Source organism: Longimicrobium sp. (assembly GCF_036399935.1).
In the GTDB taxonomy this organism is placed as follows: domain Bacteria; phylum Gemmatimonadota; class Gemmatimonadetes; order Longimicrobiales; family Longimicrobiaceae; genus Longimicrobium.
The window spans coordinates 16,393-32,124 of the sequence record NZ_DASWMD010000040.1; the positions used below are offsets into that span (position 1 = coordinate 16,393).

Below are 15,732 nucleotides of genomic sequence, written 5' to 3' on the forward strand. Positions count from 1 at the left end.
TATTGGAAAATACCGCTGATGTTACGGCGGCGGAATCTTGAGATCGTGGCAGATCTTCCGCGCGATTTTCTCATTTAGCTCGCGGTGGCGCGGGATCGGAGACGATCTCAAGATCGCGGGGTTGGCGTAAATCGTGTGGTTGCTACCTTCTCGGATGTACACGCAGCCATGCTGCAGCAGATGCCGAATCAGGTCACGCCGCTTCACGCCTCTGGATGAGGAGCGTTTCGCGGATTTGCGATTCGCTCCCCCCGAACTGATCAGCGAGCATACGGTTGGTCTCCAGCACCAGCAGCACCGCCTCCTCGAGGTTGGCGCGGGTTTCCTGGAGGGTCGTGCCCTGCGTATTGGCACCGGGGATCTCCGGCACCCACGCGATGTAGCCCTCGGGTACTTTTTCGAAAACGGCCGTCAATTCCAGTCGCATGGCTGACCCCCCAGGTTACGTACCCGTGTCCGCAAACTTCGCGAGGCGGCCTGGTACCGCCTCGCATCCCATACTCTACGCCAGGTTCACCCACACGCTCTTCACCTGCGTGTACAAATCCAGGGCGTACCGGCCCAGCTCGCGGCCGTAGCCGGACTGCTTGTAGCCGCCGAAGGGCGACGCGGTGTCGAGGTTGTGGTAGGTGTTGATCCACACCGTGCCCGCGCGCAGCTTGTGGGCGACGTGGTGCGCCTTCCTCACGTCCTTCGTCCACACGGCGGCGGCCAGCCCGTACTCCGACGCATTGCCGATCTGGATGGCCTCGTCCATGTCGGAAAAGGTCTGCACCGCCAGCACGGGGCCGAAGATCTCTTCGCAGGCGATGGTCATCCGCGGCGTCACGCTGCCGAAGACGGTGGGGTTCAGGAAGTAGCCGCGCTTGCCGCCCACCTCCACGCGGTCGCCGCCCAGCAGCAGCTCCGCGCCCTCCTGCTTGCCCTTTTCGATGTACCCCAGCACGCGGTCCAGCTGCTCCTCCGACACCAGCGGCCCCAGGCGCGTCTTGGGGTTCATCGGGTCGCCCGGAACGAAGCCGGCCGCGCGCTTCAGCAGCTTTTCCACGAACTCGTCGCGGATCTTCTCGTGCACCAGCAGGCGCGAGCCCGCGGTGCAGGCCTGGCCGCTGTTGTAGAAGATGGCCATGCTGGCCCCGCGCACCGCCGCCTCGATGTCGGCGTCGTCCAGCACGATGTTGGGGCTCTTTCCGCCCAACTCCAGCGACACCTTCTTGAGCGTATCCGCCGCCTGCCGCTGGATCAGCTTGCCGATGGCGGTGGACCCCGTGAAGGCGATCTTGTCCACGTCGGGGTGGTTCACCAGCGCGCCGCCGGCGCTTTCGCCGAAGCCGGGGATCACGTTCAGCACGCCGGCGGGGAGCCCGGCGTCGGCCGCGGCGCGCGCCAGCTCCAGGGCCGTCAGCGGCGTCTGCTCGGCCGGCTTCAGGACGACGGTGTTTCCGCAGGCGATGGCGGGCGCCACCTTCCACGCGGCCATCTGCAGCGGGTAGTTCCACGGGATGATGGCCCCGCACACTCCCACCGGCTCGCGGCGCGTGTAGTTCAGGTACGGCCCGGGGACGGGAATCACGTCGCCGGCGATCTTGTCGGCCCAGCCCGCGTAGTAGCGGAAGCAGTCGATCGACTCCTTGATGTCGATCATCCGCGCCTCGCGCACGGGCTTGCCGTTGTCCATCGTTTCCAGCGCGGCCAGTTCGTCGGCGCGCTCCTCCAGCCGGTCGGCGATGGCGTACAGCAGCTTGCCGCGCTTGCGGGCGTCCATGTTCTGCCACGCGTCGCTCTCGAACGCCTCGCGGGCGGCGCGGACGGCGCGGTCCACGTCCTCGGCCCCCGCCTCGGCCACCTGCGTCAGCGGCTCGGCGGTGGCGGGGTTGATGGTGTCGAAGGTGCTGCCCGAGGCCGCGTCCTGCCACTCGCCCCCGATGAACAGCCGTCCCGGCTGGATGTCCAGCGTCGCCGTATCCGTCATGTGCGCTCGTTTGATGTGGTGCGTGGTCCCGTCACCCAAAATAGCACGGGAGGGAGCACGAGGCTCCCTCCCGGTCGGACCCTGCGAAGCTTACTTGCCCGTGAACTGCGCGGTGCGCTTTTCCACGTAGGCGTTCAGGCCTTCCTTGGCGTCCTGCGAGTTGAACAGCAGCGCCTGCAGCTCGCGCTCCAGCGCCAGCCCCTGCTCCAGCGGCAGCTCGGCGCCGCTCTGGCACGAGCGCTTGATGTTGCCGACGGCGAAGGTGGCCTTGTTGGGACGGGTGAACTGGCGGGCGTACTCCAGCACCGAGGCCAGGAACGCGTCGCGGCCCTCGGCGTCGATCACCCGGTTGACGATGCCCATGGCCGCGGCCTCGTCGAAGTCGATGTTGTTGCCCTGGACCATCAGCTCGATGGCCTTGCTGGTGCCCACCAGCTTGGTCAGCCGCTGCGTGCCGCCCGTGCCGGGAAGCACGCCCAGCGCCACCTCGGGCAAGCCGATCTTGCCGGCGCCCCGGCGTGCGATGCGCAGGTCGGCCGCCATGGCGATCTCCAGCCCGCCGCCCACCGTGTGCCCGTTGAGCGCGGCGATCACCAGCTTGGGCGTGTGCTCCAGCTTCAGCAGCGTCTCGTTGGCGTGCAGGCAGAAGTAGTACTTCCAGGTCGGATCGGCCTTCTGCAGCATGTTGATGTTGGCGCCGGCGCAGAAGAACTTTTCGCCCTTGCCCGTGATGACGATCACGTCGACCGTGTTGTCGAACCGCGCGCGCAGGATGCATGCGTCGATCTGGCGCATCATCTCGTGCGTGTAGGTGTTGGCCGGCGGATCGTCGAGGGTGAAGATCGCCACGCCGTCCTGCACCTCGTAGTGCACCAGCGTCGGGGATTCGGTCGGCACGTCAGCGGCAAGCGTTGCCATCAGGTTGCTCCGGTGGTGAAGTGAAAGGTTCGGGCGTCGGCGCTACTCGTCGGCGCCCGAGCGCCAGATCGAAGGACGGGATTCGCCGGGCGTGGCCTCGCGCGCCAGCGCGGGAACCTTGGCGCCGGCGGGCTGGAATCCCTCGAGAAAGATGCGGTACATGTCGTCGACGATCTTGTCGAGCGGAACGTCGCGGTCTGCCCGGTGCCAGTTGTACAGCCAGTTCATCATCCCGAACATGGCGAAGGTCGCCACGCGCAGGTCCACGTCGCCCCCGGGGCGGATCTCCCGCAAGATGTCGAGGGCGATCTCGGTGAGCCGCCGCTTCTTGGCGTTCACCCGCCGCCGGAAGTCCCCCGTCAGCGCCTCGGCCTCGTGCGAGAGCACCTTCATCTCGGCCGTGTTGGCGATGAAGTAGCGAAGGTGGTTCTCCATCAGCAGGCGCAGGCGCCGGTGCGGCTGCTCCTCGCCCTGCAGCAGCCGCTCCAGGTTGTTCAGCAGCGTGCCGAACGCGTGGTCCTGGATCAGGAAGAGCAGCTCTTCCTTGCTGTTGAAATAGTAGTACAGCCCCGACAGGCTGACGCTCGTGGCGCGCGCGATGTCGCGGATGCTGGCCTGGTGGTACCCCTTCTCGGCGAAGATGCGGGCGGCCGCGCGAAGGATGCTCTCCAGCTTCTCGTCGTACGCGCTGCGCTCGTCCGTGCTCATCTGCGGGTGTCCGGGAAACCGTGTTCGAACGTCCGTCAACCTATCCCGCGCGCGGAAAGGGTGTCAAGCGTACGGAGCGGGCCGCCGCTTGACCGTTGGCGCCCCGCCGCCCTATGTTTCTCCTCCACTTCCGCGGCACCCGTTCCTGCTCCCAACCCGATGCCCCTTCGCGTCTTCCGCCCGCTGGCGGTGCTTTGCGCGGCCGCGCTCCTGGCGGTGTCCGCGTGCGACGACGGGCCCACCGCGCCCACCTCGTACGTGCAGGTCGCGGGCGGCCGGGCCTGGGTGGCCGTCGCCGAGCCCCGCGGCCTGCCGCGGGCGGAAACCTGGCTCCCGTACCTGTCCCCGGCGCACCGCGCCGGGGTGGACGCGCTTCGCGCACGCGCGCTGCGGGCCCGCGCCGCTGGACGGCCGGAAGAGGCGCTGCGGCTGGAGGCCCAGGCCCTGCGCGAGGCCGCCGCCGGGGTGGCGCACGCCCCCGACGCGGGGCGGATGCTGGGTGCGCTGGCCGCGCTGGAGGCGTGGACGGACCGCGCCCGCGCCCGGCTGGACCTGGGCGCCCACCCGGAGCTGGCCGCCGCCGCCGCGTCCGTCGCCGCCCGGGCGCAGGAGGCCCGCGCCGCCCTGGCCGCCGGCGACACTGCCGCCGCCGTGCGGCACCTGAGCGAGGGGACGCTGGCCGCCCGCGCGCAGTCGCCCATGGCCGTGGGGCTGCGGCTGCTGGCCAGCGCCGAGGCCCGGCTGCAGGCGGGTGCCGCGTCCGGCGCAACGGAGCGGAACGCCCGCGCGCTGCTGCTGGGCGCGCGGGCCGGGCTCGCCTCGGGCGACAGCATCCGCGCGCTGCGCCGCGCCGTGTACGCGCTGCAGCTGCTGGAAGGGGCGCCCGCCCCGGCGGTGGTTGATCCCGCGGGCCCTTTCCGTTAGTTTTGCGGCCGTCCGCCCGGATGGCGAAATCGGTATACGCAGCAGACTCAAAATCTGCCTCCCGCAAGGGATTGTCGGTTCGAGTCCGACTCCGGGCACTGCCGGCCCGCTCCACCTCGTGGGGCGGGCCGGTTCGTTCGTGGAGCTCCTCCCCGCGCCCCTCCGGAGGTCCCCGGCGGGAACCCCGGCCCTTTCCCGGCGAGGCGCGCGCCACCTGCACCATTCTTTCTGTTTTTTGGGAAATCGTGTCCCGTTCGGGGGCATTGACGCTGCTGGGCTTCTGCGCGATCTTCAGATTCGAAAATCCCCCCGATTTCGCGCGTGCGCCGCTTTCCCCGGCGCGCACCGCCCCCTCTGGTCACCCAAGCACCCCATGCGATCGTTTTTTACGCGCCTGCCCGGTTTCCGGCTGCTGGCCCTCGTGTGCGCACCGCTGGCCGCCGCGGCGTGCGACGACGCTCCCACCCGGGCGAACCGCGAAGCCGCGGTTCCCACGGTGGTGATCGCGCGGCTGGAGTGCGCGGCCGACGTGGCCAGCGGCGCGGTGGAGTGCGCGGCTCCCGGCGGGGCAGCACCCGCCGCCCCGATCCCGGGCCCCGGGCCGCGCTTCGACCAGCGGACGGTGGGTGGCCAGGGCGTCTACGTGCGGATGGCGTCGTCCGGTGCGGCGTACGACGCGGGGACGCAGGTGTTCTCGTTCAACGCCACCGTGCAGAACCTGTCCAACCTGCCGATGGCCACGGCCACCGGGGCAGCGCGCCACGACGGCGGCATCCGCGTGTTCCTGATCGCGCCTCCGTCGGGAAGCGGCGGCATCGTGACGGTCGCCAACCCCACCGGGACGGCCGAGTTCACGGCGCCGGGACAGGCGTACTACCAGTACGGCGGAAGCATCGGCGGGACGGACCAGGGGGAGCTGGGCGCCGACGGCATCCTGGCGTCGGGAGAGGCGTCGGCCGCCAAGCAATGGCAGTTCAACATGGGTGGCGCCACCTCGTTCACCTTTTCGGTGTACGTGGCGACCGAAATGCCCTCCGGCGCCCTGGCTACCGTGGCGCCGCAGGTGACGTCGGTTTCCCCCGCCACCCTGGTGCCGGGGGCCAGCGCCACCATCACGGGGATCAACTTCAACGCGACGCCGGGGAGCAACGCCGTCAGCATCGGCGGCCGCGCGGCCACGGTCACGGGCGGCGCGGGAGGCACGTCGCTGACGGTGACGGTTCCGTGCACCGCCTCGGGCTCCGTGCCGGTGACGGTCACCCAGGGCGGGATGACGGGCCGTTCCCTCACGCACCCGCTGCAGGTGACGCAGCGCACCGTGGGAGTGGGCCAGGCGCTGGTGCTTTCGAGCTCCACCGATTCGCACTGCAACGAGCTCACGGCCACGGGCGCCGCGTCGCGGTACGTGGTGACGGTGTTCAGCGTCAGCTCGTCGCCCACGTCCAATACGCCCTTCCAGTTCTCGGCCGACGGCGGCCTGGCCGCCCCGGTCCAGCTGCAGGCGGAGCCCGTGGCCGAGCAGCCGCTGCGTCCCGGCGTGTCTCTTCAGCAGGGGATGGAAGCCGCCCGCCAGCGCGCGGCCGACGAGCGCCACCACTGGCTGCTGGAGCAGAACCGCGTGGAGTACGAGCGGCTTCGCGGCCGTTTCGGCGCGGGGGCGGGGGGAACGCGCACCGGCCGCGTCAACCGCAACGTGGTGATGGGCGATCCGCCCCTCACCCGCACCTTCCGGGTGGCGAACATCGCCGCCGCGGGCTTCTGCAACAGCTTCTACGTGGTGAGCGCCACGAGGGTGTACTCCAACGGCAAGATCGCCATCTACGAGGACGACGCCACGCCCGACGCGTTCAAGAGCTCGCTGAACCCCACGATGGCGGCCAACTACCAGAAGATCGGCGACCAGTTCAACGCCGACATGGAGCCCATCGTCCGCACCAACTTCGGCGACATCCTTCGGCGGGACGCCGTCACCGACAACAACGGGATCCTCATCGCCCTGTTCACGCCGCGCATCAACACCTCGTTCACCGGGGTGGCCGGTTTCGTGGTGAGCTGCGACCAGTATCCCAACGACGATGCGAGCACGCCGGCCGTGGGCGGCCCGTACACCGGCACCGCGTCCAGCGGCTCCAGCAACTTCGGCGAGTATTTCTACGCCTACCAGCCCGTCACGCCCGGAACGGGCTACAGCGGGAACACCGCCGAGAACTGGTACCGTACCATCCGCTCCACCTTCATCCACGAGAGCAAGCACGTGGCGTCGATGTCGGCGCGCGTCGCCAACGGTGCGCCGCTGGAGGCGGGGTTCCTGGAGGAGGGCACGGCACGGCACTCCGAGGAGCTGTGGATGAGGAACGCGGTGGACAACGTGGCGTGGAAGGCGAACACCGGCTACGGCAGCGCGGCCAACCCCATCAACGTCTACTGCGACGTGCGGGTGCCGCCCAGCTGGCCCGAGTGCTCGGCCAACACGCGCCGCCCCGCGTCGATCATGCAGCGGCACTTCACGTCGCTGAACAACCATCTGGTTGCCCAGAACGCGCGCTTCTACTCGCCCTTCGGGCCCTCGCAGGACGACACCGGGTCCAATTACTACGCCATCTCGTGGTCGCTGGTGCGCTACGCCATCGACCGCTACGGCGCCTCCGACGCGGCGTTCCTGACGGCGCTCACCAACTCGACCACGACGGGGGTCACCAACCTGAGTGGGCGGGCGGGCGTCTCCATCGACCAGCTGCTGGGCGGATGGGGGCTGACGCTCTACGCCGACGACCACCCGGCGCTGGGGGTACCCAGCACCGACCTGCAGTTTCCCACCTGGAACCTGCGCAGCATCTACGCGGGACTGAACGCCGATCTCCCCAGCACGTACACGACGCCGTTCCCGCTGGTGCCCACGCCGCTGAGCTTCGGAGGCGTCGCGACGCTGAGCACCCTCACGCTGCGCGGGGGCGGAACGCGGTACTACGAGTTCACCGGCACGCAGACGGCCGCGCAGCTCCTGCGGCTGGAGGCGAACGGCGGCGGAGCGCCGTCCTCCAACCTGCGCATCGCCGTCGCGCGCCTGCAGTAGGGTGCGGCCAGCCCTCCTGGTTCCCTGCGTCCTCGCGCTGCTGGCGTGTACGCGGGGCACTCCCGCCCCCGCTGGGAAGGCGGTCCTGGCCGACTCGCTCCGCGGGACGGTGGACGTCGTCGGCTCGGAGCCGGCGACCTGGGTGGTGCTCCGCGTGGACGGGGGCACCCGTGACGTAGCGCTGGACGGCGACGCCGGGGTGCTGCGGCGGCTCACCGGCCTCGAGGTGACCGTTTGGGGCGAACGGGCGGCCGGGGGGCGCTTCGCCGTCGCCCGGGTGGCGGTCCGCTCCGCCAGCGGCGTCACGGCGGTGGACGGCATCCTGGCGCGCGAGGGGGAGGGATTCGCGCTGGTCACTGAGGATGGAAGGAGGCTCCCCATCGCTCGCCTTCCCGAGACCCTGCGGTCCGCCGTTGGTGCGCGGGTGTGGCTGGCGGGCCCGCTGGACCGCGCGCCCGACTCGTTCGGCGTGATCGCCGATCCCCGCTAGCCCGCGTCGACGCACGGTGCTGGCGAGCAGAAGAGGCCCGTCCGGATGTTCCGGGCGGGCCTCTTTGAGTGCGTGAGTGCGTGAGTGGGTGAGTGCGTGAGTGCGTGAGTGCGTGAGTGCGTGAGTGCGTTTCCGGGTCAGCCGATTCCCAGCAGCACGATCAGCGCGGCGCTCAGGCTGATCAGCACGATGAGCGATCCCGTGACAGCCGCGATCACCCGGCCGCCCACGCGGCCGAGCACCCGTACGTCTACGCCCAGCCCCAGCGCGGCCATGGCGGCCACCGTCATCCACCGCGACAGCTCGCGCACCGGCAGCGCCACCTCGGCGGGGATGGCGCCCAGCGAGCGGGCGGCGGCCAGCACCAGGAAGCCCGTGATGAACCAGGGAACGAAGGCGCCGGGCGCCAGCTTCTGCTCGCCGATCCTGCGGTTGCGCACGGCGAAGAAGACCACGACGGGACCCAGCAGCAGCACGCGCACCAGCTTGACCAGCGTCCCCACCTCGCCGCTCAGCGCGCTGACGGGAAAGGTGGCCGCGATCACCTGCGGAACGGCGTACACCGTCATTCCCGCCAGCACGCCGTAGCGGTACGCGTCGAAGCCCAGCAGGGGGATGAGCAGGGGCAGGCCCAGGACGACGACCACGCCCAGGACGGCGGTGAAGGCGATGGACGAAGCCACGTCCTCGTCGTCGGCACCGATGACGGGCGCCACCGCCGCGATGGCGGAGTTGCCGCAGATGGCGTTTCCGCAGGCGATCAGCGTGGCCAGGCGCGGGTTGAGCCCCAGCGCGCGGCCGATGCCGTACCCCGCCACCAGCCCCGTCGCCACGACGGCGAGGATGGCGATCACCAGCGGCGCGCCGGCGCGAAGGAGGAGGGGCAGGTTCACCGACGCGCCCAGGAGGACGATGGCCACCTCCAGCACCTGCTTGGCCGTCAGCCTGATCCCCGGCTCCCACCGCGCACCCGGCTCCCAGAAGGTGCGGACGATCATCCCCAGCAGGATGGCCAGCACCAGCGCCTCGACCACGGCGTGCCCCGTGGCCCGCACCTCCACCTCCTGAAGCACCCACGCGGCGGCGGCCAGCGCGGCGGAAAGCGCCAGGCCGGGAAGGTACCCCACCAGCGGGGGACGGGGCTGAGTCACTGCGGAACCGGTGTCGGTCACGGGGCAGGCACGGAGATTGACGGTGCGCGCCGGCGGCACGCGCGGCACTGGGCCGCCGACAACCTAACCCGGACCGCAACCCCCGATGCTTCAGGAAGAACAGCGCAGGCAGATCGAGCAGCGGCTGCTGCGCGAGCGCGAGCAGGTGCTCGACGCGATCGGCGAATTCGACGAGACCGCCAAGGACCTGCGCGAGCGCACGGGCGAGCTGAGCCTGGCCGACAACCACCCGGCCGACATCGCCACCGAGCACCAGGAGCACGAAAAGGACTTCCTTTTCGCCAGCATGGAGGGGCGGCGCCTGTACGCGATCGACGAATCGCTGCGCCTGCTGTACAAGGAGCCGGAGCGCTTCGGGCTGTGCGACGTGTGCGGCCAGGACATCGGGATGGAGCGGCTGGACGTGATTCCCGAGACCCGGCTCTGCGCGCAGCACGCCCGCGAGCGCGACGCGGCATCGGACGCCGACGCCAACCCCCGCGAGGCCGACGGCCACGCGAACGAGGCGTAGACCGCGTCGCGCGATCAGGACGGCCGGCCGAGGCGCCCCGCGGCCGGCCGCCTGCGTCCAGGCGACTGCCGCACTCACGCACTGACGCACTCACGCACTGGCTTTCGTCCAGACACTCGCCAAACCCGGCGGCGCGTGTATATTGTGCCCGCCCGCCGAAGTGAGCGGGCCAGACGCACCACCGAAATACCCGAACCCGCTGCTGACGATGCTGATCGGCGTTCCGAAGGAAATCAAGACCAACGAGAACCGCATCGCCCTGGTGCCCGCCGGCGCCGAGGCCCTGGTCCAGGCCGGCCACCAGGTGATGGTGGAGCGCGGCGGCGGGCTGGGCAGCGGCTTCACCGACGAGCAGTATACCTCCGTCGGCGCCACCATCCACGACGTGGAAGAGGTGTGGGCGCGGGCCGAGATGATCATGAAGGTCAAGGAGCCCATCGCCATCGAGTACGGCCGCACCCGGCCGGACCAGCTCCTGTTCACCTACTTCCACTTCGCCGCCGACCAGGCGCTCACCCGCGGGATGATCGACTCGGGTGCCGTGTGCGTGGCGTACGAGACGGTGCAGCTGGACAGCGGCGAGCTGCCCCTGCTGACGCCCATGTCCGAGGTGGCGGGGCGCATGGCCATCCAGGCCGGCGCCAAGTACCTGGAAAAGTACTACGGCGGCCGCGGGATGCTGCTGGGCGGCGTGCCCGGCGTGGCGCCGGCGAGCGTGGTGATCATCGGCGGCGGCGTGGTGGGCACCAACGCGGCCAAGATGGCGGCGGGGCTGGGCGCCCGCGTCACCATCCTCGACGTGTCGCTGGAGCGCCTGCGCTACCTGTCGGACGTCATGCCGGCCAACGTGGAGCTGATCTACAGCAACCGCCACAACCTGATGGAGCGGGTGGAGCAGGCCGACCTGGTGGTGGGCGCGGTGCTGCTGCCGGGCGCCAAGGCCCCCAACCTGATCAAGCGCGACGACCTGAAGCGCATGAAGGACGGGTCTGTGATCGTCGACGTGGCGGTGGACCAGGGCGGCTGCGTAGAGACCATCCGTCCCACCACGCACGAAGACCCCATCTACGAGATCGACGGGGTGATCCACTACGGCGTGGCCAACATGCCCGGCGGCGTGCCGCGCACCTCCACGCTGGCGCTGACCAACGCCACCTTCCCCTACGCCATGCGCCTGGCGCGCCTGGGGTGGAAGGAAGCCTGCCGCCAGGACCCCGCCCTGGCGCTGGGCTTGAACGTGGTCAACGGCCAGGTGGTGTATCCCGGCGTCGCCGAGGCCTTCGGCCTTCCGCTGGTGCCGCTGCAGTCCGTCCTCGTGTAGCCTGCGGACGGAGACGGCCCGCAGCCCCCACCGGACCTGGCGCCGGTGGGGGCTGTTCCGCATCCGGGACCTCCCTCGAACCCCGCCCATGACCGAACCCATCCGCGTCCGCTTCAAGCGGCTCCCCCACAACCCGGACCTGCCGCTTCCCGCCCGGCAGACCCCCGGCTCGGCCGGCTACGACGTGGCCTCGGCCGAAGCGGACTTCGTGCTGCACCCCGGCGAGCGGCGACTGGTGGTGACCGGGCTGGCCATCGAGCTGCCCGACGGGGTGGAGTGCCAGGTGCGCCCCCGCTCGGGGCTGGCCCTTCGCCACGGCATCACCCTTCCCAACTCGCCGGCCACCATCGACCCCGACTACCGGGGCGAGCTGAAGGTGATCGTGTGGAACGCGGGGACGGAGCCGGTGCCCGTTCCCCGCGGCACCCGCATCGCCCAGCTGGTGTTCGCGCGGTTCCTGGCGCCCGAGGTGGAAGAGGCGGACGAGTTGAGCGAGTCCGGCCGGGGCGAATCGGGGTTCGGGTCCACCGGCCACTGAGGGCGCGCCCGCCCGGCATGGCCCGTGCATCTGGCGGCGGCGACTTCCGGGGCGCCGGGTTGCGGGGGTACGTGGGGAGGCCTAGCTTTGCAGGCTCCGATATTTCCACGGTTTGCACGCCGAAACGACGCGCCCGCGGGTTCTGCCCCCGGTCGAGAAAGTTACGACGAAAGACATGTTTCGCTGGTTACGGTCTGGCAGCTTCATCCCGGTGAACGACATCGCCGTCGACCTAGGGACGGCGAATACGCTCGTATATGTAAAGGGCGAGGGGATCGTCCTGAACGAGCCCTCGGTGGTGGCGGTGGAAAAAGCCACCAACCGCATCAAGGGGATCGGGCTGGAGGCCAAGCGCATGCTGGGGCGCACCCCCGAAGGCATCACCGCCGTGCGCCCCCTCAAGGACGGGGTGATCGCCGACGTGGACGTTACGGAGATCATGCTCCGCTACTTCCTGCAGACGGTCACCAGCAAGCGCTTCCTGAAGCTGAAGCCCACCGTGGTGGTGGGCGTGCCCAGCGGCATCACCGAGCTGGAGCGCCGGGCCGTGCGGCAGAGCGCGGCGGCGGCGGGGGCCAAGGAAGTCTACATGGTGGCCGAGCCCATGGCCGCGGCCATCGGCGTGGGGCTGCCGGTGGAGACGCCCACGGGCAACATGGTCATCGACATCGGCGGCGGCACCACCGAGATCGCGGTGATCGCGCTGTCGGGAATCGTGTGCGACACCAGCATCCGCGTGGGGGGCGACGAGATCGACAACGCCATCGTCACCTTCATGCGCAAGAACTACAACCTGATGATCGGCGAGGCCACGGCCGAAGCCGTCAAGATCCAGATCGGCAGCGCGTACAGCACCGGCGACGAGCGCGAGATGGACGTCAAGGGGCGCGACCTGGTGTCGGGGATCCCCAAGACGGTGAGGGTGCACTCGCAGGAGATCCGCGAATGCATCCAGGAGCCCATCCAGGCCATCGTCGAGGCGGTTCGCCGGGCGCTGGAGATCACCCCCCCCGAGCTGGCCAGCGACATCGTCGACCGGGGAATCGTGATGACGGGGGGCGGCGCGCTGATCCGGGGGCTCGACAGCCTGATCGCACGTGAAACCAACCTTCCCATCCACGTCGACGAGGACCCGCTCACCTGCGTCGTGCGCGGCGCCGGGCGCATCCTGGACGACGTGGTCAAGTACAGAGGAGTGTTGACGTCCTGAGCGCGTTCAGACCTTACCTGCGCGGCGCGGGCGAGCGCGGCCGCAAGCGGGACCTGGCCCTGGCGGGGGTGTTCGCCGCCCTTTCGCTGCTCCTGCTGCTGATGCCCGAGCCCTACCGCGACGGCGTGGGCCACGCCCTGCGCGCCACGGCGCTGCGGCCGGTGCTGGCCATGCAGCGCGGCGCGGCCGACCGCCACGGCCGCTATTCCGACGCGGCACGGCTGCGCGCCGAGCGCGACAGCCTGGCCGCCTACCTGGTGGGGCAGGCCACGCTGGCGGCGGAGAACCGCGAGCTGCGCGGCCTGCTGGGCTTCCGCGAGCGGCTGGCGTACTCGTTCGTTCCCGCCGAGGGGCGGTGGATGGCGGGTCCCGGCTCCGACGGCATGCTTCGCCTTTCCGCCGGGCGGCGCGACCGGGTGACCGACGGCGCCGCGGTGATCACCGCCGAGGGACTGGCGGGGCAGGTGTCGCAGCTGGGGTCGGAGTCGGCCATCATGCGGGCGTGGATGCACCCCAACTTCCGCGCCTCGGTGATGACGCTGGACGGCGAGACGTACGGCGTGGCCGAACCCATCGAGCGCAACGGCGAGCGGCTGCTGGCGTTCAGCCCGGTGGCGTTCCACACGGCGCCCGACACGGGGGCCATGATCGTCACCTCGGGCGAGGGCGGCGTGTATCCGCAGGGCATTCCCGTGGGCCGGGTGGCGGGAACGGGCAAGGACCCCGACGGCTGGCAGCGCATCTACTACGTCCGGCCGCTGGTGGCGCCGGCGCAGATGGCGCACGTGCTGGTGCTGGGCCAGCCGGTGACGGGGCGTTCGGACCAGAACCTGGCGGCGGCCTGGGGGGTGCGGCTGACGGCGCCGCCCCCGTCGGCCGACACGGCGCGCCCGCTTTCGCCCGACGCGGCGGCGCCGGCGCGGCCCGCGCAGACGCGGCCGCAGGCACGCCCGCAGACCCGCCCGGCTCCGCGCCCGCGCAGGGTAGATCCAACGCCGGAACTGCCGGGAACCCCGGTGTTCCCCGGCGAGCCGCGGGTGCCGCCGGGAGTGCCGGCGCCCCGAAATCCGTCGGCCGCTGCCGACACCAGCCGTGTGGAGTGAGGGGACGTGACCGAGGGGACGCGCTGGCAATTCGTGGGGTTCGTGGCGGTGCTCGCGCTGCTGTACTTCGTGCTGCGGGTGGGGCTGGGGCTGGGCGCCTTTGCGCCCGACCTGCTCCTGGTGGCGCTGCTGCTGGCGGCGCGCCGCATGCGGGCGGGGTGGGCGGCGGGGCTGGGGTGCCTCCTGGGCGTGCTGGACGGCGCCGCCAACCCGCACACGCTGGGGGCCGGCGCGCTGGTGCTGAGCATCCTGGGGTACATCGGGGCGCGCTCGCGCGAGGTGGTGGCGGGCGACAGCCCGGTGCTGCTGGCTGCATACCTGTTCATCGGCAAGTGGCTGTACGACGCGGGGATGTACCTGCTGATGATGGTGAACGAAAGTGCCGGGCCGGTGACGGTGCTGGCCTTCTCGCTGGTGGCCGCGGCGTACGCCGCGGCGGCCGGGGTGGCCGCGGCGTCGGCGTACCGGGCGGTGGCGTAGCGATGAGCAGGATGCTTTCCGAGGGTAGTTCGATGGCGTTTCCCCGGCTGCCGGAGGTGGCCCGGTGAAGCGCTATCGTGCCGTGCGCCTGGGCGACCCGGTCCTCTTCTGGCTGGTGGTGGGGCTGGCGCTGTTCGGCATCGCCATGATCTTCAGCGCGGGGATGGTGGACGTTCCCGGCACCCGGGCCGAGGGGACGTGGAAGCAGCAGCTGATGTGGTTCAGCCTGGCCATGCCCATCCTGTACATGATCCTGAAGGTGCGGATCGGGTGGCTGGAGTGGGGGGCGCAGCCGGCGTACGCGCTGGGGCTGGTGCTGCTGATGGCCGCGCTGGTGTTCGGCAGCGGCGGCACCACGGGCGCCAGCACCAAGAGCTGGATCCGCATCGGGCCCGTGGGCCTTCAGCCTTCGGAGATGGCCAAGATCGCCACGGTGCTGATGCTGGCGCGCGTGCTGGGCGAGTGGCGCGAGCCCCCGAAGACGCTGTGGCAGCTGTGGAAGCCCATCGGCGTGGTGGCCCTGCCCATGGGGCTGGTGATGCTGCAGCCGGACCTGGGCTCGGCGCTGGCCTTCGCGGCGATCCTGGTGTGGTCGCTGTACTGGGCGGGCACCCCGCTGGCCACCATCTTCTTCCTGGTCAGCCCGCTGCTCAGCCTGTTCCTTTCCATCAGCGCATGGGTGTGGGGCGTGTACATCGTCCTGCTGCTGGCCATGCTCTTCTACCGCAACGCGTTCCTGTCGGAGAAGGTTTCCATCTTCGTGGCCAACGCGGTGGCGGGCGCGGTGGCGCTGCCGCTGTGGAACGTGCTGAAGCCGTACCAGAAGAACCGCTTCCTGGTGTTCCTGGACCCCAGCATCGACCCGCGGGGGAGCGGCTACAACCTGATCCAGAGCCGCGTGGCCATCGGCAGCGGCGGGTGGTTCGGCAAGGGGTACCTGGAGGGGCCGCAGAAGCGGCTGGCCTTCCTTCCCGAGCAGCACACCGACTTCATCTTTTCCGTCATCGGCGAGGAACTGGGCTTCGTCGGCGTGATGGCGGTGCTGATCACCTTCGGCCTGATCTTCTGGCGGCTGATCCGCATCGCCGAGCGCTCGCGCGATCCCTTCGCGTCACTGGTGCCCATCGGCCTGCTGGGAAGCTGGTTCACCCACGTGCTGATCAACGTGGGGATGACGGTGGGCGTCATGCCCGTCACCGGCATTCCGCTGCCCTTCATCAGCTACGGCGGCTCGTTCCTCCTGGTGAACCTGCTGGCCATGGCCGTCATCCAGCGAATCGCCGCCGAAAAGGCGCGCTAGCCCCCTCGGGGC

16 protein-coding genes and 1 tRNA gene are annotated in these 15,732 nt (G+C 70.4%); 11 read left to right on the forward strand and 6 right to left on the reverse strand.

Annotated features, from left to right (window positions below):
- Window positions 1–21: 21 nt before the first annotated feature.
- From VGB24_RS25335 to VGB24_RS12870, 5 genes are all read right to left on the reverse strand, one after another.
- Window positions 22–207: a type II toxin-antitoxin system HicA family toxin gene (locus VGB24_RS25335; RefSeq protein ID WP_349263918.1), complete on the reverse strand. Its 186-nt coding sequence runs from the start codon at window positions 205–207 to the stop codon at window positions 22–24.
- Complete coding sequence (locus tag VGB24_RS12855) at window positions 194–427, reverse strand: type II toxin-antitoxin system HicB family antitoxin (protein WP_331073349.1); 234 nt, start codon at window positions 425–427, stop codon at window positions 194–196. The genes VGB24_RS25335 and VGB24_RS12855 overlap by 14 nt, the downstream gene beginning before the upstream one ends.
- Before the next feature lie 75 nt (window positions 428–502).
- Window positions 503–1,972 carry an aldehyde dehydrogenase family protein gene (locus VGB24_RS12860; RefSeq protein WP_331073350.1) on the reverse strand — a complete coding sequence of 490 codons (1,470 nt, stop codon included), beginning with the start codon at window positions 1,970–1,972 and terminating at the stop codon, window positions 503–505.
- A gap of 90 nt (window positions 1,973–2,062) precedes the next feature.
- Window positions 2,063–2,890: an enoyl-CoA hydratase/isomerase family protein gene (locus tag VGB24_RS12865; RefSeq protein ID WP_331073351.1), complete on the reverse strand. Its 828-nt coding sequence runs from the start codon at window positions 2,888–2,890 to the stop codon at window positions 2,063–2,065.
- A gap of 42 nt (window positions 2,891–2,932) precedes the next feature.
- On the reverse strand, window positions 2,933–3,598 hold the full coding sequence (locus VGB24_RS12870) for a TetR/AcrR family transcriptional regulator (protein WP_331073352.1): 666 nt from the start codon (window positions 3,596–3,598) through the stop codon (window positions 2,933–2,935).
- A 159-nt stretch (window positions 3,599–3,757) separates the two neighbouring features.
- Here VGB24_RS12870 and VGB24_RS12875 point away from each other — a divergent pair, with 159 nt between their 5' ends.
- The 4 genes from VGB24_RS12875 (at window position 3,758) to VGB24_RS12890 (ending at window position 8,085) form a co-directional block, all read left to right on the forward strand.
- Window positions 3,758–4,522 (forward strand): hypothetical protein, encoded by a 765-nt coding sequence (locus tag VGB24_RS12875; protein WP_331073353.1) that lies wholly within the window; start codon window positions 3,758–3,760, stop codon window positions 4,520–4,522.
- A 14-nt stretch (window positions 4,523–4,536) separates the two neighbouring features.
- Window positions 4,537–4,620 (forward strand) — tRNA-Leu (locus VGB24_RS12880).
- 275 nt (window positions 4,621–4,895) lie between these two features.
- The gene (locus tag VGB24_RS12885; RefSeq protein ID WP_331073354.1) at window positions 4,896–7,595 is read left to right on the forward strand and encodes an IPT/TIG domain-containing protein; all 2,700 of its coding nucleotides are present in this window, start codon (window positions 4,896–4,898) and stop codon (window positions 7,593–7,595) included.
- Window position 7,596: 1 nt separating this feature from the next.
- On the forward strand, window positions 7,597–8,085 hold the full coding sequence (locus tag VGB24_RS12890; protein WP_331073355.1) for a hypothetical protein: 489 nt from the start codon (window positions 7,597–7,599) through the stop codon (window positions 8,083–8,085).
- Window positions 8,086–8,222: 137 nt separating this feature from the next.
- Here VGB24_RS12890 and VGB24_RS12895 read toward each other — a convergent pair whose 3' ends face one another.
- Window positions 8,223–9,236 (reverse strand): YeiH family protein, encoded by a 1,014-nt coding sequence (locus tag VGB24_RS12895; RefSeq protein WP_331073356.1) that lies wholly within the window; start codon window positions 9,234–9,236, stop codon window positions 8,223–8,225.
- A gap of 106 nt (window positions 9,237–9,342) precedes the next feature.
- Between VGB24_RS12895 and VGB24_RS12900 the strand changes: the two genes are divergently transcribed.
- The 7 genes from VGB24_RS12900 (at window position 9,343) to rodA (ending at window position 15,720) form a co-directional block, all read left to right on the forward strand.
- A complete protein-coding gene (locus VGB24_RS12900; RefSeq protein ID WP_331073357.1) occupies window positions 9,343–9,768 on the forward strand; it encodes a TraR/DksA C4-type zinc finger protein in 426 nt (141 codons plus the stop codon).
- A 208-nt stretch (window positions 9,769–9,976) separates the two neighbouring features.
- Entirely contained in the window at window positions 9,977–11,089 is a 1,113-nt protein-coding gene (gene ald / locus VGB24_RS12905; protein WP_331073358.1) for an alanine dehydrogenase, read from the forward strand.
- A gap of 88 nt (window positions 11,090–11,177) precedes the next feature.
- On the forward strand, window positions 11,178–11,627 hold the full coding sequence (gene dut / locus VGB24_RS12910; RefSeq protein ID WP_331073359.1) for a dUTP diphosphatase: 450 nt from the start codon (window positions 11,178–11,180) through the stop codon (window positions 11,625–11,627).
- A gap of 175 nt (window positions 11,628–11,802) precedes the next feature.
- On the forward strand, window positions 11,803–12,837 hold the full coding sequence (locus VGB24_RS12915; protein ID WP_331073360.1) for a rod shape-determining protein: 1,035 nt from the start codon (window positions 11,803–11,805) through the stop codon (window positions 12,835–12,837).
- A gap of 68 nt (window positions 12,838–12,905) precedes the next feature.
- Window positions 12,906–13,940: a rod shape-determining protein MreC gene (gene mreC, locus VGB24_RS12920; RefSeq protein ID WP_331073361.1), complete on the forward strand. Its 1,035-nt coding sequence runs from the start codon at window positions 12,906–12,908 to the stop codon at window positions 13,938–13,940.
- Between the two features lie 6 nt (window positions 13,941–13,946).
- Complete coding sequence (locus tag VGB24_RS12925) at window positions 13,947–14,420, forward strand: rod shape-determining protein MreD (protein WP_331073362.1); 474 nt, start codon at window positions 13,947–13,949, stop codon at window positions 14,418–14,420.
- 64 nt (window positions 14,421–14,484) lie between these two features.
- Window positions 14,485–15,720 carry a rod shape-determining protein RodA gene (gene rodA / locus VGB24_RS12930; protein ID WP_331024031.1) on the forward strand — a complete coding sequence of 412 codons (1,236 nt, stop codon included), beginning with the start codon at window positions 14,485–14,487 and terminating at the stop codon, window positions 15,718–15,720.
- Window positions 15,721–15,732: the final 12 nt, after the last annotated feature.